The organism is Ensifer sp. B1-9 (assembly GCF_050474445.1).
GTDB lineage: Bacteria > Pseudomonadota > Alphaproteobacteria > Rhizobiales > Rhizobiaceae > Ensifer.
This window is the reverse complement of record NZ_JBCHVG010000004.1, coordinates 353132-373795: the sequence shown is the minus strand read 5'-3', so window position 1 is coordinate 373795 and position 20664 is coordinate 353132. Positions and strand designations below refer to the sequence as shown.

Below are 20664 nucleotides of genomic sequence, written 5' to 3'. Positions count from 1 at the left end.
CTTGGAACCGGTGCTATCAGTCCGGCCGCTACTTGCCGTCGCCATCGCCGGGCTGGCGGCGCTTGCAGTTCTCCTTCTGAACAAGCATGAGAAAATCCGGGACGCTGTCTCGCCTCCGGCTGCGGTCGCCATGTTCGCGATCGTGATCTCGATGGCGCCCACCGTGCTCGCGGGTGGCACCGTCGAACTGCGCCTGTTCGAGATTCTGCCGGGGATCGACTTTGCTTTCCGGGTCGATGCGCTCGGCATGGTGTTTGCCACCGTCTCGTCGCTCCTTTGGATTGTCGCGGCGGTCTATTCCATCGGCTACATGCGGCACCTGAACGAGCACGCGCAGACCCGCTTCTTCGCCTGTTTTGCAACCAGTCTCGCGGCGGCAGTCGGTGGTGCTTTTGCCGCCAATCTGTTCACGCTGGTGATCTTCTACGAAGTGCTGAGCCTCGTAACCTATCCGCTCGTCTATCACCACGAGGACGAAGAGGCCTGGGCAGGAAGCCGCAAGTACCTCGTCTACCTGATGGGGGCGTCGAAGAGCGTGCTTCTCGCTGCGCTGGCGCTGACTTACCAAATCGCCGGATCACTCGACTTTCTACCCGGAGGGTTGTTGGCGAAGGCCGATGCCTCGGCGCCGCTGCTGACGATTATCTATTTCTGCTACCTCTTCGGCTTCGCCAAGGCCGCGGTGATGCCGATGCATGCCTGGCTGCCTGCTGCAATGGTTGCACCGACGCCGGTCAGTGCGCTCTTGCATGCCGTGGCGGTGGTAAAGATGGGTGTGTTCTGCGTGCTGCGGGTCGTGTTCCATGTCTTCGGCGTGGATCTGGTCGGCAGGTTGGGGCTCGGAATTGCAACCGCCTATCTCGTTTCCTTCACCATCTTGATGGCGTCGATCTACGCCCTGACGCGGGATGACCTCAAGGCGCGGCTCGCCTATTCTACCGTCAGCCAGCTCTCCTACGTGGTGCTGGGCGCTGTGCTTTTATCCCCCATCGCGATGGTCGGCGGTATCCTTCATATCGCGGTGCACGCCTTCTCCAAGATCACGCTGTTCTTCTGCGCCGGATCGATCTACTGCGCCTCGGGAAAACGAAACATCAGCGACATGGCCGGCATTGGCCGCCGGCTGCCCTGGACGATGGGGGCCTTCTTCGTCGCTTCACTCAGCATGATCGGGGTGCCGCCGACCGCCGGTTTCGTCAGCAAGTGGTATCTGACGCTCGGCTCGGTCGAAGCGGGCGAAATGGCTTTCCTGGCCGTCCTCTTGGCGAGCTCGGTCCTCAACGCCGCCTACTTCCTGCCGGTGAGCTATATCGCTTTTTTCAAAGCGGAGGCACCGGGAGCGGTGGAGCCGGTCCGTGAAATTCCGCTGGTAACGATCCCGCTGGTCGCGACCGCCGCCTTGTCGGTGCTGATGGGCATCTTCCCCGGTTACTTCCTCGCATTGGCGGAAGGAGTGGTCAGATGATCAAGCGTATCGTCGATTTCTTTGGCGACGAGGGCCACGCGAGGTCACGCCGCCGATTGTTCTATCTCGTGCTCGTTCTGGTCGTCGTCGCCGATCTTCTGGTTCCGCGCGAACATGCCGAATATCTCTGGGACCGCTTGCCTGGCTGGTCTGCCGCCTATGGCTTCGGTTCCTGCGTGCTGCTCATTTTCGTTTCCAAGTTCCTCGGCCATCAGGGCGGGCTCATGCGGCGTGAGGACTATTATGATTGACTTTGTCCATCCCGCCCTTCTGTTCATTCTCGGCGCCGTGCCGATCCCGTTCCTGAAGGGGGCGATCCGCAAGGCCTATCTGGTGCTGGTTCCCGCTTTGGCGATCGTCGCGGTCCTCACGATGGAGCCAGGCAGTCATGGCGCGGGGCAATTCATCGGGCAGGAAATCCTGTTTGCAAAGGTCGACAAGCTCAGCATCGTCTTTGCCACCGTTTTCACCATCATGGCGCTGATCGGCACGATCTACGCGCTGCATCTGCCCACGGCGGGCCAGCATGTGGCAGCCTTCGTCTATGTTGGCGGCGCGCTCGGCGTGGTCTTCGCCGGCGATTACCTGACGCTCTACCTCTTTTGGGAGGGCATGGCGCTCGCCTCGGCCTATCTGGTCTTCGCGCAAGGGGGCGAACGGGCGATCCGTGCCGCCTTCCGCTATCTGATGGTTCATGTCACGGGTGGTGTCGTTCTGCTCGGCGGCATCGTGCTTCACGGGTTCGCCGCCGGCTCGCTGCTCTTCGGCCCGATTGCGGGAACGATGGATACCGGCGGCTATCTGATCCTTGCAGGCTTCCTCCTCAATGCCGCGGTGCCGCCGCTCAATGCCTGGTTGACCGACGCCTATCCTGAAGCGACCGTCACGGGGGCGGTGTTCATGAGCGCCTTCACCACCAAGACGGCCGTCTACGTGCTGGCGCGCGCGTTCCCGGGGACCGAGCTTCTCGTCTGGCTCGGCACGGTGATGGCGCTCTATGGGGTCGTCTATGCGGTGCTGGAAAACGACTGTCGGCGGCTGCTCGCCTATCACATCGTCAGCCAGGTCGGTTACATGGTGGCGGGCATCGGTATCGGTACCGAGATGGCCGTGAACGGCGCCACCAGCCACGCCTTCGCCCATATCCTCTACAAGGCGCTTCTCTTCATGGGGGCAGGGGCGGTGATCGAGGTCACTGGGCGGCGCAAGCTCACCGAACTGGGCGGGCTCTACAAGACCATGCCGCTGACGGTTGCCCTCTACATGGTCGGTGCCTTCGCGATCTCGGCCTTTCCGTTCTTTTCGGGTTTCGTCACCAAGTCGATGGTCATAGCCGCCGCCGGGCAGGACCACCGGGCGCTCGTGGTTCTGGCGCTCACGATGGCATCGTCGGGGACGTTCCTGCACACCGGCCTCAAGCTGCCGTATTACATGTTTTTCGGACACGATCGAAAGCTGGGAGGGCGCGAGCCGCCTCGCAACATGCTGGTTGCCATGGCTATTGCCGCGGCGTTTTGCATCGTGATTGGCGTGTTCCCTGAACCGCTCTACGCGCTCCTTCCCTATCCTGTCGCCTTCGAGCCCTATACCGGCGCTCATGTCACCGAGAGCCTCGCTCTGCTGATGTTTACCGCTCTGGGCTTCGTCCTGTTCCTGAAAGCGCTCGATCCGGAAAACACTGTTAGCATCGACACGGACTGGTTCTACCGAAAGGGCGCGCAGGCTTTCCTGTGGTTCGCCGAGAAGCCGGTGGCGCGCTATGAAAAGGCGGTGAGCAACGTGTCCGACTCCGTTGCGCTGCCGCTCCTGCACGGGACGGCGCGGGCCGGACTGCGGGTCGATCTCAATGGCGTCGATGCCGCCGTGAATGGCCTCGCCCGCGCGATCCTTGTTGGCGGTGGCGCACTCCGGCGTCTGCAGACCGGCGTCGTCACGCACTACGCGCTGGCCATGATCGCCGGTGTGATCGCGGCGGTCGCCGTTTTTGCCGTCGTGTGGCAGTAGGGGGTGTGATGGCATTCCCTCTGCTCAGCCTGATCGTCTTCGTACCCGCCGCCGGGGCAGCGGTCGTTATGTTCCTACGCAGCGATGATCTCGTCCGATGGGCGGCACTTGCCGTTACTTTCCTCGACCTGGCGCTCACCATCGCGATGCTTGCCGGTTTCGACACCGGGACCTCCGGGATGCAATTCGTCGAGAGGCGGCCATGGGTGCCGGCGCTCGGCATTACCTTTGCGCTCGGCATCGACGGAATCAGCGCGCTCTTCGTGTTTCTCACGGCGCTGTTGGGCTGGATCTCGGTGCTCGCCTCATGGATCGCCATCGACCGCAAGGTGAAGCAGTTCACGATCAGCCTGCTGGCGATGCAGGCCCTGATGCTGGGTGTGTTTTCGGCCCTTGACCTCTTTCTGTTCTACGTCTGCTGGGAAGCGATGCTGATCCCGATGTATCTGATCATCGGCGTCTGGGGCGGCGACGGTCGGGTCTATGCGGCGTTCAAGTTCTTCCTCTACACCTTGGCGGGCAGCCTCCTGTTCCTGGTCGGCATCATCGTGCTGTATTTCGAGGGCGGCAGGACCTTCGACATCCTCGCCTTGATGGCGCTTGACCTGCCGTTCGGCGTCCAGTCCTGGCTGTTCTTCGCCTTCCTCGTGGCATTTGCGGTCAAGGTGCCGATGGTTCCCCTCCATACCTGGCTGCCGGACGCCCACGTGCAGGCTCCGACGGCGGGCAGCATCATCCTCGCCGGCGTGCTTCTGAAGATGGGCGCCTACGGGTTCTTGAGGTTTTCGCTGCCGATGCTGCCGGAGGCCTCGGTATACTATTCGACCCTGATGATGGCGCTCTCGGCACTCGCGATCGTCTACGGCGGCCTGCTTGCGCTGGCGCAGGACGATCTGAAGAAACTGGTGGCCTATTCCAGCATCAGCCACATGGGTTTCGTGACGCTTGGGATTTTTGCCCTCAACCCGCTCGGGCTCCAGGGCAGCATCCTGCAGATGTTCAATCACGGCGTGACGACCGGCGCGCTGTTTCTGTTCGTTGGCCTGATCTACGAGCGTACCCACACCCGCAGCATCGCCGACTATGGCGGCTTGATGAAGGTGGCGCCGGTCTACACCGGATTTCTGGCGCTGTTCGTGCTGTCCTCGATGGCACTGCCGGGGACGAACGCGTTCGTCGGCGAGTTGCTGGTGCTGTCGGGTGGGTTTGCGGCCAACCTTGCTCTTGGCGCGGTCGCGGTTTTGGGCGCATTGCTGGGTGCGGCCTATCTGCTCGGCATGTATCGGAGGGTAGCGCTTGGCCCGGCGAGCGTCGGTGCGCGCTTTAAGGTCCGCGATGTCAATGGCCGCGAGATGGCAGCGATCTTGCCGCTTGCCGTCTTCGTGCTTTGGGTCGGGCTCTACCCGAAGCCTTTTCTCGCCATCATCGATAGCTCGGCGATGCATCTCTTGCAGCAGGTCCAAGACAAGGGGAGCGCCCCATGACCGCCGCAGCGCTCCTTTCCTCGATCCTCGCGAGCCTGCCCGAAATCACCGTGGTTGCGGGAGCTTGCATCCTGCTGATCGTCGGACAACTGGTGCCGAAGGGACAGGAAGCCACCCTTGTCTGGGCCTCGGTCGCAGTCGTGCTCTTTGCCGCCCTGGCAACATTCACGCTGTCGGGCGGGCCCTCGGCCTATGCGGGCATGTTCGTCGCCGACCCGTTCTCCGTCTTCTTCAAATCGCTGTTCTACCTGGCGATCGTCCTGACGTTTCTGCTCTCGCGCAATTATGCCGACATTGAGGGGATCGGCGGCAGCGAATACTACGTCCTGTTGCTCCTTGCACTTTCTGGAATGATGATCATGGCCTCGGCCATCGATCTCCTGTCGATCTATGTCGGCCTCGAATTGATGGTGCTCTGCACCTACGTGCTGACCGGCTTCCTGCGGCGTGAACAACGGTCAAACGAGGCGGCGCTGAAATACGTGATCCTCGGCGCGGTCTCGACCGGGATTTTTCTCTATGGCGTCTCGCTGGTCTACGGCCTCACCGGCACGACGCAACTGGACCGGATGGCGGCGGCCGTCACCGCCGATCCGCTCGATCCGGGCCTGCTGCTGGCGGTGGTCTTCATCGTCGCCGGACTGGTTTTCAAGATTGGCGCGGTGCCGTTCCACATGTGGGTGCCGGATGTCTACGAGGGCGCACCGACGACGATAACCGCCTTCATGTCCGTCGGGCCCAAGGCGGCGGGCTTCGCGGTGATCCTCAGAGTGTTCCTCAACCCGCTGGTTGCAGGCTCCAACGTCTGGATCATATTGGCCGTGATCGCGGTGGTGACGATGGCGCTCGGCAGTTTCGTGGCGCTGGTGCAGGATAATTTCAAGCGCCTGCTCGCCTATTCCAGCATCGCCCATGCCGGCTTTGCCATTTTCGGCATCGTGGCCGGCGGTGCCGACGGGATCGCCAGCGTGATGCTCTACCTGCTGATCTACACCTTCATGAATCTCGGTATCTTCGGTGCCGTCATCATGATGCGGAACGGCAATTTCTCGGGCGAGGTTATCGACGACTACGCGGGTTTCGCCAAGATGCATCCGGGGCTGGCATTGTTGATGTTGCTCTATCTGTTCTCGCTCGCGGGCATTCCGCCGACAGCCGGATTTTTCGCCAAGTTCTATGTGCTGGTGGCGCTTGTCGAACGTGGTTTCGTCTTGCTGGCCGTGATCGCAGTGCTCTTGAGCGCCGTTGCCGCCTATTTCTACATCCGTATCGTGATGGTGATGTTCATGCGCGAGCCGGCGCGGGAGTTCGAGCCGGCGCTGACGCCCCTGGTCGGCGCCGCTCTCGCCGTCACCGCCGCCGGCACTGTCGGCATCGGTTTGTTTCCTGCGTGGTTCCTGAGGCTGGCGCAGCAGTCAGCTTTCGGCGGCTGAGCGATCGGATTTGCATTGGCCTATCCGACGGAATAAACTAGCGGTTTAGGAAAGGAATGCCCTTCGTCGCTTCCTGGGGCGACCGCGTTACCGGCCCGAAGGAGCCGATCGCGGCTTGTGCAACGCCCCCCGACAGATGACAGGGCTGCGCGCCATGTCTGCAGCGGATTTCCTGCCGGTTCTTATCATGATCGCCGGAATTGTTCTGGTGGCGGGGGGAACACTTTTTGTTTCCTCGCTGTTGCGGCCGTCCAATCCTTACCCCGAAAAGAACATGCCCTATGAATGCGGCATGGACCCATCAGGCGAGGCAGCCGGTGGGCGATTCAGGGTGCAGTTCTTCATCCTCGCGATCCTCTTGGTCGTCTTCGATGTCGAGGCGATGTTTCTCTTCCCCTGGGCGGTCGTCCTCAAAGAGATTGGTATCGTCGGCTATCTTGAGATGTTCGTCTTCATCGTGCTGCTTCTCGTGGGTTTCGCCTATGCCTGGCTGAAAGGAGCGCTGGAATGGGAGGAATAGGAAACACGATCCAGGATAGCGTCCTGTTCACCACGGCCGACAGCGTCATCAGTTGGAGCCGAAGATCGGCCCTGTGGCCCGAAACCTTCGGGATCGCCTGCTGCGCCATCGAAATGATCTCGGCGGGTTGCGCGCGCTACGATCTCGACCGGTTCGGTGTGGTGTTCCGCCCTTCGCCGCGGCAGTCCGACGTGATGATCATCGCCGGCACCGTCACCCGAAAATTCGCTCCTGTCGTGCGCCGGCTCTACGACCAGATGCCGGAGCCGCGCTGGGTGATCGCCATGGGCACCTGTGCCATATCGGGCGGCGTCTACAACACCTATGCCGTCGTGCAAGGCTCTGAAACCTTCGTGCCGGTCGATGTGCACGTGCCTGGCTGCCCACCGCGCCCCGAGGCGCTGATGCACGGTTTCCTGCTGCTGCAAGAGAAGATCAAGAGGTCCCGCGCGCTCGCCGGAACGCCTCTCGATCGGGCTGCGGCATCATGAGTGTGGAGCCGTCTCTCAATCGCGCTCCGATCCTGGAGCGCTTCGGGCAAGCGATCGAGGATCTCGGCACCGTGCATGACATCGATGTCTTTGCCGTTCCGCCTGAAAAGATCGTCGAGTTCTGCCGTTTCCTGAAAGACCAGCCGGAGCTCCGGTTCAACTTCCTTTCCGACATCTGCGGGGTTGACCATTATCCCGAAACACCGCGCTTCGAGGCGGTGTACCACCTCTATTCACTGCCCAATCGTTGGCGGGTCCGCATCAAGTGTCAGCTTGGCGATCCGCCCGAAGTCCCCTCTGTCACCGGGGTCTGGCGCACCGCCAACTGGCACGAGCGCGAGGCCTGGGACATGTATGGCATCCGATTTATGGGACATCCCGATTTGCGCCGGATCTACATGTGGGAGGGCTTCGAGGGCTTTCCCCAGCGCAAGGATTTCCCACTCAGGGGTTACAAGGACAAGCTGAACCCGTTTGGTGCCGAAGGTCCGCCGCCGACACAGCCCGACCTCTCCACCCGGGACATACCATAGGGAGGGAGAAGGCAAGGTGTGCGCGGTTTGCGGTTTGGACGGATCCGAAATCATCGTGAACTACGCAAGCCGATCGACGCCGGAAAGTTGAGATGACCGAAGTCACCGAGCTCACGAGACCGGAAGGTGAAGCGCTCAATAGCAAGGAAGTGCTTCTCAACCTCGGACCCCAGCACCCCAGCACCCATGGGGTCCTCCGGCTCGTCCTTCAGTTGGACGGCGAGTATGTCGAGCGCGTCGATCCCCATATCGGCTACCTGCATCGCGGCACCGAAAAGCTGGCGGAGAGCTTTACCTATACCCAGATCTTCCCGCTGACCGATCGGCTCGACTATCTCTGTCCACCGTCGAACAACCTGGCCTTCGCGCTCGCGGTCGAGAAGCTGCTCGGCATCGAGGCGCCGATCCGGGCGCAATATATCCGCGTGATGATGGCAGAACTCGCGCGCATCTCCGGTCATCTGTTGATCACCGGTGCGCTGCCGATGGATCTCGGCGCCATGACCGCACTGCTTTACGTCATGCGCGAGCGCGAAATGATCATGGATCTCCTGGAAATGATCACCGGTGCGCGCATGCACACCTCCTTCTGTCGGGTCGGCGGCGTGCGCGAGGACCTGCCTGAGGGGTTCTTTCCGAAGATCAGGGAGTTTTGCGACATCTTCCCGAACCGGATCCGCGACTACGAGCGGCTGCTCGAGAACAACCGGGTGTTCCTCCAACGCACTCAGGGCATCGGCGTAATCGCTGCCGAGGACGCCATTGATCTCGGCCTGAGTGGCCCCAACCTGCGGGCCTCCGGCGTCGATTGGGACATCCGCCGTGACGAGCCTTACGAGATTTACGACCGGCTTGAATTCAATGTCGTCACCCGCGAGGAGGGCGATTGTTATGCCCGTTGGCGGTGCCGGGTCGATGAGATGCGTGAAAGCATTCGGATCATCGAACAATGCATCGAGCAGATGCCCGAGGGACCGTTCCAGATCGACATGCCGACCGTCGCCTTCCCCGTCGACAAGGAGCGCGTACATTGTTCGATGGAGGCGTTGATCCAGCATTTCGACCTGTCGGCCTATGGCTTCAACGTGCCGAAGGGCGAGGTCTATTCGGCAATCGAGGCGCCCAAAGGCGAGCTCGGCTTCTACATCATCAGCGACGGCTCGCCGAAGCCGTTCCGCATGAAGGTCAGGGCGCCCTCGTTCGTCAACCTCCAGGCAGTCTTCGGGGTGACGAACGCCCGCTATCTGGCGGACATGATCGCCGTGCTCGGCAGCCTCGATCCCGTGATGGCGGAGGTGGACAAGTAGCGGGGATTTGGACGTGATGACGATACGCGAAAAGATCGAACAGGCGGCGGCGCGGTACCCCGATCGGCGCTCGGCGATCATGCCCGCGCTTCTGATCGCGCAGCGGGAACATGGTCATTTGCCTGGGCCGGTGCTGGAGGAGGTGGCAGAAATCCTCGGCGTCGAGCGGATCTGGGTCTACGAGCTTGCGACCTTCTACACGCTTTTCCACACTGAGCCGGTGGGGAAGTTTCATCTGCAACTCTGCGACAATGTTTCCTGCATGCTGCGGCGATCGGAGGATCTGCTGAGGCATCTGGAGGACGTTCTCGGGATCGAGAAGGGCGGCACCACACAGGATGGCCTGTTCACGCTCTCGACCGTCGAATGCCTCGGGGCCTGCGAGATGGCCCCGGTGATGCAAGTCGGCGACGACTATCACGGCAATCTCGACATTGCGCGGATCGATGCGCTCCTCGCCGGGCTGCGCGCGACGGTGCCCCGCACGATCGGCGCCGATCTTGCTGCTGCGGAACCACCGGGGGAATAGCATCATGTTCGAGCCGGTCCTTTTGAAAAACGTGAACGTGCCGGATGGATATCTCCTCTCCACCTATGAGGCTGGCGGCGGTTATCGGGCACTGGAGAAGGCGCTCAAGGAATACACGCCCGACGACGTCATTGAGCTCATAAAAAGATCGAATCTTCGGGGCAGGGGCGGAGCCGGCTTTCCTACGGGAATGAAATGGAGCTTCGTGCCGAAGCGGGCCGACAAGCCGAAATATCTCTGCTGTAACGCCGACGAGGGAGAGCCCGGCACCTTCAAGGACCGACTCATCATGGAGCGGGACCCGCACCAACTGATCGAAGGCATGGCCATCAGCGCCTACGCGATCGGGGCCGAGGTCGCCTATGTCTATGTCCGCGGGGAGTACGTGCTGGCGATCCGACGCCTGGAACAGGCGATCGCAGAGGCCGAGGCCAAGGGGTATCTCGGGGCGCGGATATTCGGGTCGGATTTCAATTTCGTCGTGTACGTCCACTGCGGCGCGGGCGCCTATATCTGCGGCGAGGAGACTGCGATGCTCGACTCGCTTGAGGGCAAGAGAGCGCAGCCGCGGTTGAAGCCGCCGTTCCCGGCGGTCGCGGGGCTCTATGCCAGCCCGACGGTCATCAACAATGTCGAGACCCTGGTCTGTGTGCCGCATATCGTGGCGCGCGGCGCCGATTGGTTCCGTGGCATCGGACCCGAGAAGAGCCCCGGCCCGAAGCTTTACTGCGTCAGCGGGCATGTGCGCAAACCGGGGCTTTACGAATTGCCGATGGGAATTCCGCTTCGCGAACTCGTAGAGGACCATGCCGGCGGGCCACTGACCGGGCGCAAGATCAAGGCGGTGATACCAGGCGGGGTTTCCGCGCCGGTGATCCCGGAGCAGGGCCTGGATGTCGGGATGGATTTCGACTCGCTTGCCGCTGTTGGCTCTATGCTCGGCTCGGCCGGGGTGATCGTTGTTGACGACACGACCTGCATGGTCAAGGTCGCCACCCGGATCATCGAGTTCTTTCACCACGAGTCCTGCGGCAAGTGCACGCCCTGCCGCGAGGGCTTGAACTGGGTGGTGAAAGTGCTTCGCCGGATCGAAGCTGGCGAGGGCGCGCCCGGCGACATGGAGCAGCTGGACATGCTCTGCAAGGGCATTTTCGGCAATACCTTTTGTGCCTTGGGTGACGGCGCGGCGATGGGCCTGCGGGCCTCGCTGACGCACTTCCGCGATGAGTTCGTCGCCCATATCGAGGAGCGGCGCTGCCCGTTTGTTTGAGGGACGCCCTCGGCGAGGGCGCGAGTAAGTCATGGTAAGCGTTACGATCAATGGACAGACACTCGACGTTGATGCCGGCACGACGGTGCTGCAGGCCGCGGAGCGACTGGGCATAGAGATTCCGACCTTCTGCTACTTGAAACGCCTGCCGCCGCTCGCCTCCTGTCGCATGTGTCTCGTCGAGATCGAGGGACTGCGCCGGCTACAGCCTTCCTGCGCCACCGCGGTCACGGACGGCATGGTCGTGCGAACCGACACGCCGCTGATTGATGATACGCGTTCATCCATGCTCGACATGTTGCTCGCCAACCACCCGCTCGACTGTCCGATCTGCGACAAGGGCGGCGAATGCGAACTTCAGGACATGGTGATGGCCTATGGTCCGGGGAAAAGCCGCTTTCGTGATCCCAAGCGTGTCTTCCACTCCCGCGACATTCGGCTGAGCCCAGTCGTCATCATGAATGTCAACCGCTGCATCCAGTGCCAGCGCTGTGTGCGCATGTGCGAGGAAGTCGTCGGCGCGGTCGCCCTTGGCACCGTCGAGAAAGGCATGGATACGGCCGTCACCGGGTTCGAGGGCAGTCTCGCCAGCTGCGACCAGTGCGGCAACTGCATCGAGGTCTGCCCGGTCGGCGCACTGATGAGTTTCCCCTATCGCTACAAGGCACGCCCCTGGGACCTCGCCGAGACCGACACCGTCTGCCCGCATTGCGGCACCGGCTGCCAGTTGACCGTCGGGGCGCGCAAAGGCGAGTTCATGCGGGTCCGCTCCAAGGAGGAGCACGGCGTCAACCGCGAAACGCTCTGTGTGCGTGGCCGCTTCGGCCTCGACTTCATCGAGGGACACGATCGGATCAAGCGACCGATGATCCGCCGCGATGGCATCCTGGTTCCAGTTTCCTGGGATGAAGCAGGAGCCTATCTGCGGCGGCGGCTGGCAGCGGTCGAAAGCAAGGCGGCTGGCGGAATTGTCTCGCCGCGCCTGCCGAACGAGGTGCTCTATCAGTTCCAGAAACTGATGCGCACGGTTTTTGGAACCAACAACATCGACTGCTCGTCGCGCTGGTCCACTCCCTTCGATGCGCTCGCCCCGCTGATGGCGAACTACACGCGTGCGCCGCTGAAGGAGGTGATCGGCGTCGACCGCGTGCTTGTCATCGGCGGCAATGTGACGGAGGAAAATCCGGTTACCGAATATCTGCTGCGGGATGCTGCCCGGCGGCGGCGCACCGGATTGCTCATGCTCACAACGCGGCCGTCGCGTCTCGACGCCGATGCCGATGTAGTGGTTCGCGTGCCCCCCGGCGGAGAGGCCGCGAACATTGCGGCCGTGGTCGCTCGACTTGCTGTGGCGGCCGGTGAGAAACTGCCGGGCGACGCTCTTGACGAGCTCGGAGCGACAAACGGCCGGCCGGCGAGCAATGGCAGCGACGGACCGGATCGTCTGGCCGCCGCGCTCAACGAAGGCGGCACCGTCACGGTGCTTGTCAGTGTCGACCTCCTGAGGTCGTCCGAAGCGCCCGCGTCGTTGCAGCAGCTCAGCAACCTGTTGCAACTTCTCCGTCTCCTCGGCAAGACCTCGGCTTTGCAGATTTTGTTCGACCGCGCCAACCAATTGGGCGCGTGGGACATGGGCGCCGTAGCGGGGGCCTTGCCGGGGCTGCAGGCGGTCGCCGACGACCCGGTGCGGGCCGCTCTTGCCCAGAACTGGGCGGCCGAAATCCGCCCTGAACAGGGCGCTGATCTCGACGGGATGCTGGATCTCTGCGCCGCTGGGCAGATGGGCGTGCTCTATCTCGTCGGAACCGACCCAATGATCGCCTATCCGGACCGGGAGTTCGTCGCCCGGGCACTCGCTGCCGTCGATCTGCTGATCGTGCAGGACAGTTTCCTGACGGAGACGGCGGGTCTCGCCGAAGTCGTCTTGCCGGCGGCGGGCTACGGTGAAGAACCGGGCAGCTTTACGAACAATGAGGGGCGCGTCCAGCAGGTGCGTAAGTTCCGGGAACCGGTCTTCGAGGCGCGAGGCAATCTCGCGATCTTCGATTTTGTCGCAGCGTTGCGCGGCCAAACATTGCAGCATTCGACGCAGGTCGAGGTTTTCGAAGAGATCGCCCGGCTGATTCCGGCCTATCAGGCGTTGACTTGGCCAGGGCTTGGCGCCGACGGCGCCTTCACCAAGGCGGGCCCGCCACCGCCGGCGGGTGCTTTCCGCGTTCCGCCACCTGTCTCGCGGAAGGGCGACGGGCTCATGCTCATCACGGGCAACTGCCTGTTCCACAATGGCTATCTTTCACAGCGCTCGGAGATCCTGAACACGGTCGCGAACGATCCCTATGTCGCGTTGAGCGTCGAGGACGCTGCGCAGCTTGGCCTTTCGGATGGCGATCAGGTGGTCGTTCGTTCGCCCCGCGGTGCGCTGACGGCGCAGCTCAAAGTCGAGAAGGCGTTTCCCACGGGCCTTGTCTTCGTTCCCGAAAACTATCGGTCTTTGCGCCTCAACAGCTTGATGCGGCGAGGCGAATACCCGTGTCCGGTCGAGGTCCAAAGGGCGCAAGCTGCGCGCGAAGCCGACGGTAGGACCCGGATCTGGCGCGGAGCATGAGGGTTGGTCACGAAGCGCCCGCAAGGCGCAGCGTCTTCATCCAGCCGGCGCGAAGCTTCATCAATGATAGCCGGCCCCGGCAATATATTCGTGCAGGTGCCGCTCCGTGCGCTGCGCTTCATCCAGCCGATGCTTGACCACGTCGCCGATGCTGACGACGCCGACGATGGCGTCCTCCTCCATCACCAGCACATGACGCGTCCGCCGCTGGGTCATGATCGACATTACCAGGGGCAGGCCATCGAGAGCCGAACAGATCGCCACATTGCGGTTCATGATGTCGGCAACGGGCATCAGCGCTGCCTCGGGGCCGTATTCCGCAAGCGCGTTGCAGCAATCCCGCTCCGACAGCGTGCCGAGATACCTTCCGGGCGCGTGGCTGACGACAACGAATCCGATATTGTTGTCACGAAAGAGCCGCAGGACCTCCACCATCGTCTGGTCGGGAGCGACTGCGATCACGCCGACGCCCTTGTCCTTCACGATTTCACCGACAAACATGTGAGCCTCCTATCTTCGCGCCCCGGTTCAATCCTTCACGTTCGCCGGATGTTGCGCCACCAGTTGTAGCCATGCGGCTCGCTCGTCTCGACCAGCACGTCCTCTTCTGTATTCAGACGTGCGGCCACGACGCCACCGCCGGTCATTGCTTTTCCGGGTTTGCCAAGCAGATCGTCACGTCCGATCACGAGGTCCCGTGACGAGAAACTCGAGAACTCATACTGCTGGCCAAGCGCGATGGCGTCCGCCGGGCAGGCGTCCTCGCATAGGCCGCAAAACAGGCACCGAGCCGTGTCGATCTCGAATTTTGCCGGGTGGCGGTTGCCGTTTTCGTCCTCATAGGGGACGACCTCGATGCAATCGCAGGGGCAGATGCGAGCGCAAAGTTCGCACGCGACGCATTTGATCTCGCCCTCTTCATCGCGTTTCAGGAAGTGATGGCCGCGATAGCGCGAGTAGGGGAGCCATTTCTCCTTATCCGGATACTGCATGGTCACCGGCTTGGAGAACATATAGCCAAAGGTCAGCATGAAGGCTTTTGCCAGATCGCCAAAAAGGGCCCAGCCGATCCATGTTCCAGCTCTGTCGACTACGCGTGACATCGTCGCGTCGTTCTACAGCGGCGTGCGTTATTCCACCGCAGCAGGGTCGCTGTAGTCCCTTCGATTGCTGCGCGTTCTTTCCTGGGATCGACACCGATCCGGGGAAGCACGCGGAGAAGCCGCCACGGCTCCTAAGCAAAAGCAATACCAGTGATAATTATGTTCGCCATCGACAGAGGAAGCAAGACCTTCCATCCGATCGCCATCAGTTGGTCATAACGATAGCGGGGCAAGGTGAAGCGGAACCACATAAATACGTAAATGAAGAATGCCACCTTGAGCGCAAACCACAGAAGCGGTGGCAATGGGATCAAGACGCCGTTCCAGCCGCCGAAAAACAGGATGACGGAGAGGACCGATACCAAAAGCACGATGACGTATTCGCTGACCATGAAGAACGCGAATCGGATACCGCTGTACTCGGTGTGGAACCCGGCGCCGAGATCCCCTTCCGCCTCGGCCAGGTCGAAGGGAATGCGCTGCGCTTCGGCCAATCCCGCGACGAAGAAGACGAAAAAACCGATCGGCTGATAGACGATGTTCCAGAGGTTGCTCTGGGCGCGCACGATGTCCACGAGGCTCATCGACTGTGCCAGCATGACGACACCGATGACCGCGAAACCCATGGGGATTTCGTAGCTGATCATCTGGGCGCAGGTCCTGAGACTGCCCAGGACCGCGTATTTGCTGTTGGCGGCCCAGCCTCCGAAGATCACGCCATAGACTTCCAGCCCGATCACCGCGAACACAAAAAGCAGCGCCACGTTCAGGTTGGAAACGTAGAGGGTGATCTCGGCATTGAGCACTGAGATGGTCTCGCCGAAGGGAATGGCGACGAAGACGACAAAGGGTGGCGCGAGCGCCAGGATTGGCGCCAGTTTGAACAGGAAACGGTCGGCCTCTGCGGGAATGTGGTCTTCTTTCGTCAGGAGCTTGATCCCGTCCGCCACGGGCTGCAGCAGCCCATGCCACCCGACGCGCATGGGACCCATCCGCTGCTGCATGTGGCCGGCAATCTTGCGTTCAAGCCAGGTCAAAGGCAGAGGCAGGAGAAGCAGCATTGCGATCAGCAACGCGATCTTGATGGCGATCAGGCCAAGGGCTAAGAGAACTTCCATGTTCCGCGGCCATCTTGAGCATGTCGCGCATGCGCAGCGATTTTGCGCCCACGACATGCGGAATATCAAAACCTTAAAGCGCAAGAAGCGAATTTGAAGGATCGCGACGCGCTCTACTGCATGTTTCTTTTTATCGTCCCGATTAAAGGACAAGAACATGCAGCAATTCAAAATGCTACAGCGACCTTTGCGCGTCTGATAAGACGCGCGGCGCTGTGGTCAACAGGCTGATATGCGACTGGAGTTGGCCCAACTTCCCCGTTGAGGGCTTCGGGCGCTTCCAGCTTTTTCGATTTTCTCACGAAACAGCGGCCGTGGACAAGCGCGTTTCCGGTCGTGTGCTTGACGGTGAAAGCCGCCGTCGAGCGAGCCTGTTGCTGCTCGTCGCGATCGTGTTCTTGGTGGGCCGCCGGCTTTGGTCTTTCTTCCTTTTACGCCGCCGCCTCGTCCCAGAGCATCGAGCCCAGCGGCGACGGATGCGTCCAAAGCCTGCCGGTTCCGTGCGTGGTGCTTGACAATGACCACATGTCTGGATTATTGGGTAATCGATAACCCAGCAGAAAGAGCCAAGGTGACAATCTCGCTTTCTGACATTGCGGAGCGTGCGGGCGTCTCGGTGAAGACGGTTTCCGGCGCATTGCATGGCGGCTCCGCCCGCATGTCGGATGAAACACGCCAGAAGGTCAAGGCGATTGCCGAGGAACTTGGCTATGTCACGAACCTCGCCGCTCGTGGCGTCCGGCAGGGGTGGCTGCCGCTCGTCGGCGTCGTTTCCGATGGGCTGATTACCTCGCCGTTTGCCACCGAGATCGTTCGCGGATTGGACGGCGCGGCCCGCAGCGCCGGCATGGCCGTCTTCGCGGTCAATCACAGCACCGGACAGTCGATCGGCTCGGTGCTCGACGAAGTGCAGCAATTTCGGCCGCGCGCCGTCGCCTACGCCGCCATGTACCACAAGGACGTTGATTTACCCGGGACACTGGCCGGCACAGTCGGCGTGATGATCAATTGCCGTGAGGCTGAGGGGCGAGTGACGTCGCTGGTCCCCGACGAAGAGGGTGGGGCGCGCGAAATCATCCGCTATCTGTTGGCCGCCGGCCGACGCCGCATCGCCTTCATCAACCTGCCCGGCATTCTCGCTGGCACGCTGCGCGAGAAGGGCTTTCGCGATGCGCTGGAGGAGGCGAGCATTGAGCCACTCGGTGTGTTCCCGGCCGTGCGCCGCAGCGTCTACAGCGACCGCGCGCCAAGTCTTGTTGCTTCACATGTGGACGCGCTGCTTGCTTCCGGTCAAAAGCCGGACGCCATACTGTGCGGCAACGATCGCGTGGCAATGGAAGTCTATGCGGCGCTTGCCCGCGCTGGCTGCCGCATTCCTGACGATATTGCAGTGGCGAGTTTTGACAACCAGGTCGAACTCGCCTCCCGGCTGGATCCGCCATTGACCACGATGGCCCTGCCGCACCGCGCCATGGGGCGCCTCGCCATGGAGATCCTCCTGGCGGGGCAACCTGAACCGCCGCATCTGCGGAAATTGCCCTTCCATCTGGTCGAACGGGCATCAGTCTAGGAATCAGCGTTTCAATCGCATTCAAACGGAGGAGAACTTTCATGACTGCGCAATTGGGTAATCGTTTACTTAGCACGCTTCTTGCCACTGCGGCGCTCCTTGGCGCTGCCGGTATGGCCGAGGCAAAGAGTGTCATTCATGTCATGCACCAGGGCGATCCGGGCTGGGTGAAAGCCTACGGCGATGTCGCCAAACGTTTCGAGGAGGCAAATCCGGATATCGACGTCGAGATGATCTACGCACCGCACGACGCCTATAATGAAAAGTTCAGCGCCGCGGTAATGGCCAAGCAGCTTCCGGACGTAATGGAACTCGACGCGCCGTTCCTGGCGAACTACGTCTGGTCTGGCTATCTGCAGCCGATCAAGCCGCTCGTTGATCAGGATCTCCTCGATGACATGACGAGCTCGAACATCTCGCAGGGTACCTATCCGATCGACAAGGATCTCTATGCGATCGGCCTCACCGATTCCTCGGTCGTCCTCTACGGCAACAAGAAATACCTCGAGGCCATCGGCGCGCGCATTCCAAAATCCGTCGATGACGCCTGGACGCGCGAGGAGTTCGAAGGCTATCTCGAAAAACTCTCCAAGCTCGAAGGCGTGAAGTGGCCGATCGACACGTTTCGCGGTTACGGCATCAAGACAGAGTGGATTACCTATGCTTACGGCCCGCTCCTCGAAAGCGCCGGCTGCGATCTGATCGATCGCAAGTCCTGGACGGCGAGCGGCACGCTCGATAGCGAAGCCTGCGTCAAGGCGCTCACCATGATGCAAACCTGGGTGAAAAATGGCTGGGTCGTTCCCACGTCGTCCGGCACCAACCAGTTTTATGCCGAAGGTCAGCCGGCCGCACTCGCGATGGGCGGGCACTGGTTCTACGCCGAGGCCGCCGCGGCGATGAAGGACAATATCGTCGTCATGCCGCTGCCGAAGATTGGCAACAAGGGCGTCAGCCCCAATGGTACCTGGATCTGGGGCATTTCGGCGACGTCCGAGAACCCCGAGGCTGCCGGCAAGTTCCTGAGTTTCCTCTTGAAGGACAAGGGATACCGCGACTACGCCAAGACCCAGTCGGCCTACCCGGGCCTCAAGAGCTTCGCGGCGGAATCGCCACTCTACGCAGAAGGCGGACCGCTTGCGGTGGCCTTCGAACAGGCCTCGAAGACGGCGGTCGCGCGTCCGCCGCACCCGGCCTATCCGACGATTACCTCGGCCTTCATGCAGGCGGTCGACAAGATCTTCAACGGTGGCGACGCGCAGGAAGCCCTGACGGCGGCAGCCAAGAAAATCGACCAGGATATCGAGGACAACGCTGGCTATCCGCCCTTCGACGAACAGCACTAAGGCGCTTTCGCGGGGCCGATGAGTTGGCCGGCCTCGCAGCCACTCGGGAGGATTGAGGAGGAGACCATGACTTTGCAACAGACGTCCGCGCCGGTCATTCCGCGCACGGGCAGGCGGCACGACCGGCAGCGGTTCTGGCAGGAAGTTGCCATGATCGCGCCCGCCGTACTGCTGCTCGCAACCTTCCTGATCACGCCGTTCCTTCTGTCCTTCTGGACGGCGATGACCAACCAACCGCTCGTGCCGCGTCCGACGCCGGTGCGCTTCGTCGGCCTCCTGAACTTTCAGCGGGTCTTCACCGACCCGCTGTTCTGGACGTCGCTCTGGAACGTCACCCGCTTCACGGTCTGGGTGCTGCCCGTTCAATGCGGCCTTGCTTTCCTGACAGCGCTGCTGCTGCACCAGAAACTGCCGATGCGCAATCTTTTGCGCGGCATGTTCTTCCTGCCGGCGATCACTTCCATGGTGGTGGTCTGCGTGATCTGGGGCACGCTGTTCCAGTATCCGAGCGGTCCTCTCAACCAGATCGTTGGTTTCCTTTCCGGCGGTGCGATCCAGCCGATCGATTGGCTTGGCGACCCGAATTGGGCGATGTTCTCGATCGTGTTGCTCTCCGCCTGGCAGGCCTATGGCTTCCAGATGATCATCTACCTCGCCGGCCTGCAGGGCATTCCGGAAGAGCTTTACGACGCCGCCCGCATCGACGGGGCAAGCGCGCTCCGCCGGTTCTGGCACGTCACCATGCCGGGGCTGCGCCCCACCCATGTTTTCGTGCTGGTCATCACCACGATCCAGGCCTTCAAGCTCTACACCCAGGTGGCGATCCTCACCCAGGGTGGGCCGAAGGAAAGCACGGAAACCGTGGTGCACTACATGGTGCGCGCCGGTTTCGAGGAACAGAAGCTCGGTTACGCGTCCGCGGTCTCCGTCATCCTGTTCGTCATCGTTCTCCTGATCGCGCTTGTCCAGCGCAAACTCCTGAGGCGCTTCGATGTCTGATCTCGTGCTCAGCCAGCCCGCCCCGCTGGCCATATCCCGGGGCAACAGCAAGACCGGCCTGCGTATCGTCCAGACGGTATGCATCTTCATTATCGCGCTGGTGATGATCTCGCCGCTCTTCATGCTGCTCATCGCCAGCCTCAAAGATGATCGCTTCCGCATCCTCGCCGACATGGGCAGCTTCCGAGCCTTCTGGGTGAATGATCCGACGCTCTCGAACTATAGGGAGATCGCCAATTTCTCCGGCGAACTCGCCTATGGCCGCTATCTCTTCAATTCATTGGTGATCCTCGTCGTCACGGTCGTTTCCGGACTGATCATCAATTCCATGGCAGGCTTTGTGCTGGCTTGGGGCTCACTGCGCGGCAAAGCCATCCTGCTTGCGCTCGTCGTCGCGCTCTATGTCATCCCGCAAGAAAGCATCATCATGCCCCTCGTCGTCATGATGTCACGGGCGGGTTTGACGGATACTTTCGCCGTACAGATTCTGCCTTGGGTGGCGAGCCCGCTCTACGTCTTCCTTTTCTATCAGTTCTTCGCGCAACTGCCGAAGGAACTCTACGAAGCGGCAGAAATGGACGGGGCCTCGATCTTTCGCATCTATCGCTCGATCTACATGCCGCTCAGCCTGCCGGCGCTTGCGACGGTTTCGATCCTCATGGGGATCGAAAGCTGGAACCAGTATCTCTGGCCGACGCTCGTCACCCAGACCGATTATGCAAGGCCGATTGCCGTCGCGATTGCGACCTTCTTCGGACAGGACAGCATCTACTGGGACCGGGCCATGGCCGCGTCCGTCCTGATGATGATCCCCGTCCTCATCCTCTACCTCGCATTCCAGCGTTGGTTCGTAAGCTCGTTCGTCGGCTCTGCCGTGAAAGGTTGAC

At 61.6% G+C, this 20664-nt stretch carries 19 protein-coding genes; 16 read left to right on the top strand and 3 right to left on the bottom strand.

Going from position 1 to position 20664, the window contains the following annotated elements:
- The first annotated feature begins 1 nt into the window (after position 1).
- The 12 genes from ACQ5BM_RS09610 to nuoG all read left to right on the top strand — a co-directional run bounded on the left by ACQ5BM_RS09610 (position 2) and on the right by nuoG (position 13641).
- Positions 2 to 1465 (top strand): monovalent cation/H+ antiporter subunit D family protein, encoded by a 1464-nt coding sequence (locus ACQ5BM_RS09610; protein WP_429810403.1) that lies wholly within the window; start codon positions 2 to 4, stop codon positions 1463 to 1465.
- Positions 1462 to 1716 carry a hypothetical protein gene (locus tag ACQ5BM_RS09605; protein WP_429810402.1) on the top strand — a complete coding sequence of 85 codons (255 nt, stop codon included), beginning with the start codon at positions 1462 to 1464 and terminating at the stop codon, positions 1714 to 1716. Before ACQ5BM_RS09610 ends, ACQ5BM_RS09605 begins: the two co-directional genes overlap by 4 nt.
- The gene (locus ACQ5BM_RS09600) at positions 1709 to 3469 is read left to right on the top strand and encodes a Na(+)/H(+) antiporter subunit D (protein ID WP_429810400.1); all 1761 of its coding nucleotides are present in this window, start codon (positions 1709 to 1711) and stop codon (positions 3467 to 3469) included. The genes ACQ5BM_RS09605 and ACQ5BM_RS09600 overlap by 8 nt, the downstream gene beginning before the upstream one ends.
- 8 nt (positions 3470 to 3477) lie before the next feature.
- Complete coding sequence (locus tag ACQ5BM_RS09595; protein ID WP_429810398.1) at positions 3478 to 4953, top strand: complex I subunit 4 family protein; 1476 nt, start codon at positions 3478 to 3480, stop codon at positions 4951 to 4953.
- Complete coding sequence (locus tag ACQ5BM_RS09590; protein WP_429810397.1) at positions 4950 to 6386, top strand: NADH-quinone oxidoreductase subunit N; 1437 nt, start codon at positions 4950 to 4952, stop codon at positions 6384 to 6386. The genes ACQ5BM_RS09595 and ACQ5BM_RS09590 overlap by 4 nt, the downstream gene beginning before the upstream one ends.
- 154 nt (positions 6387 to 6540) lie before the next feature.
- Positions 6541 to 6906, top strand: a complete 366-nt coding sequence (locus ACQ5BM_RS09585; protein WP_429810395.1) for an NADH-quinone oxidoreductase subunit A — start codon at positions 6541 to 6543, stop codon at positions 6904 to 6906.
- Positions 6894 to 7397: an NADH-quinone oxidoreductase subunit NuoB gene (nuoB, locus tag ACQ5BM_RS09580; protein WP_173515017.1), complete on the top strand. Its 504-nt coding sequence runs from the start codon at positions 6894 to 6896 to the stop codon at positions 7395 to 7397. Before ACQ5BM_RS09585 ends, nuoB begins: the two co-directional genes overlap by 13 nt.
- Positions 7394 to 7930 carry an NADH-quinone oxidoreductase subunit C gene (locus ACQ5BM_RS09575; RefSeq protein WP_429810393.1) on the top strand — a complete coding sequence of 179 codons (537 nt, stop codon included), beginning with the start codon at positions 7394 to 7396 and terminating at the stop codon, positions 7928 to 7930. Before nuoB ends, ACQ5BM_RS09575 begins: the two co-directional genes overlap by 4 nt.
- Positions 7931 to 8022: 92 nt before the next feature.
- Positions 8023 to 9237: an NADH dehydrogenase (quinone) subunit D gene (gene nuoD / locus ACQ5BM_RS09570; RefSeq protein ID WP_429810391.1), complete on the top strand. Its 1215-nt coding sequence runs from the start codon at positions 8023 to 8025 to the stop codon at positions 9235 to 9237.
- Between the two features lie 16 nt (positions 9238 to 9253).
- Positions 9254 to 9766, top strand: a complete 513-nt coding sequence (nuoE, locus tag ACQ5BM_RS09565; RefSeq protein ID WP_429810389.1) for an NADH-quinone oxidoreductase subunit NuoE — start codon at positions 9254 to 9256, stop codon at positions 9764 to 9766.
- Positions 9767 to 9770: 4 nt separating this feature from the next.
- Positions 9771 to 11036, top strand: a complete 1266-nt coding sequence (gene nuoF, locus ACQ5BM_RS09560) for an NADH-quinone oxidoreductase subunit NuoF (RefSeq protein ID WP_429810387.1) — start codon at positions 9771 to 9773, stop codon at positions 11034 to 11036.
- 31 nt (positions 11037 to 11067) lie between these two features.
- Positions 11068 to 13641, top strand: a complete 2574-nt coding sequence (gene nuoG / locus ACQ5BM_RS09555; protein WP_429810385.1) for an NADH-quinone oxidoreductase subunit NuoG — start codon at positions 11068 to 11070, stop codon at positions 13639 to 13641.
- A 60-nt stretch (positions 13642 to 13701) separates the two neighbouring features.
- On the opposite strand, the gene ACQ5BM_RS09550 is transcribed toward nuoG, so the two are convergent.
- From ACQ5BM_RS09550 to nuoH, 3 genes are all read right to left on the bottom strand, one after another.
- The gene (locus tag ACQ5BM_RS09550; protein ID WP_429810384.1) at positions 13702 to 14142 is read right to left on the bottom strand and encodes a CBS domain-containing protein; all 441 of its coding nucleotides are present in this window, start codon (positions 14140 to 14142) and stop codon (positions 13702 to 13704) included.
- A gap of 35 nt (positions 14143 to 14177) precedes the next feature.
- Positions 14178 to 14744 carry an NADH-quinone oxidoreductase subunit I gene (locus tag ACQ5BM_RS09545; RefSeq protein WP_429810382.1) on the bottom strand — a complete coding sequence of 189 codons (567 nt, stop codon included), beginning with the start codon at positions 14742 to 14744 and terminating at the stop codon, positions 14178 to 14180.
- Positions 14745 to 14875: 131 nt separating this feature from the next.
- Complete coding sequence (gene nuoH, locus ACQ5BM_RS09540; protein ID WP_429810531.1) at positions 14876 to 15862, bottom strand: NADH-quinone oxidoreductase subunit NuoH; 987 nt, start codon at positions 15860 to 15862, stop codon at positions 14876 to 14878.
- A gap of 571 nt (positions 15863 to 16433) precedes the next feature.
- Between nuoH and ACQ5BM_RS09535 the strand changes: the two genes are divergently transcribed.
- The 4 genes from ACQ5BM_RS09535 (at position 16434) to ACQ5BM_RS09520 (ending at position 20663) form a co-directional block, all read left to right on the top strand.
- Positions 16434 to 17432 carry a LacI family DNA-binding transcriptional regulator gene (locus tag ACQ5BM_RS09535; protein ID WP_429810380.1) on the top strand — a complete coding sequence of 333 codons (999 nt, stop codon included), beginning with the start codon at positions 16434 to 16436 and terminating at the stop codon, positions 17430 to 17432.
- Positions 17433 to 17485: 53 nt separating this feature from the next.
- Complete coding sequence (locus ACQ5BM_RS09530; RefSeq protein ID WP_429810530.1) at positions 17486 to 18778, top strand: ABC transporter substrate-binding protein; 1293 nt, start codon at positions 17486 to 17488, stop codon at positions 18776 to 18778.
- A 66-nt stretch (positions 18779 to 18844) separates the two neighbouring features.
- Entirely contained in the window at positions 18845 to 19777 is a 933-nt protein-coding gene (locus tag ACQ5BM_RS09525; protein WP_429810378.1) for a carbohydrate ABC transporter permease, read from the top strand.
- Entirely contained in the window at positions 19770 to 20663 is an 894-nt protein-coding gene (locus ACQ5BM_RS09520; RefSeq protein WP_173515028.1) for a carbohydrate ABC transporter permease, read from the top strand. Before ACQ5BM_RS09525 ends, ACQ5BM_RS09520 begins: the two co-directional genes overlap by 8 nt.
- Position 20664 lies beyond the last annotated feature (1 nt).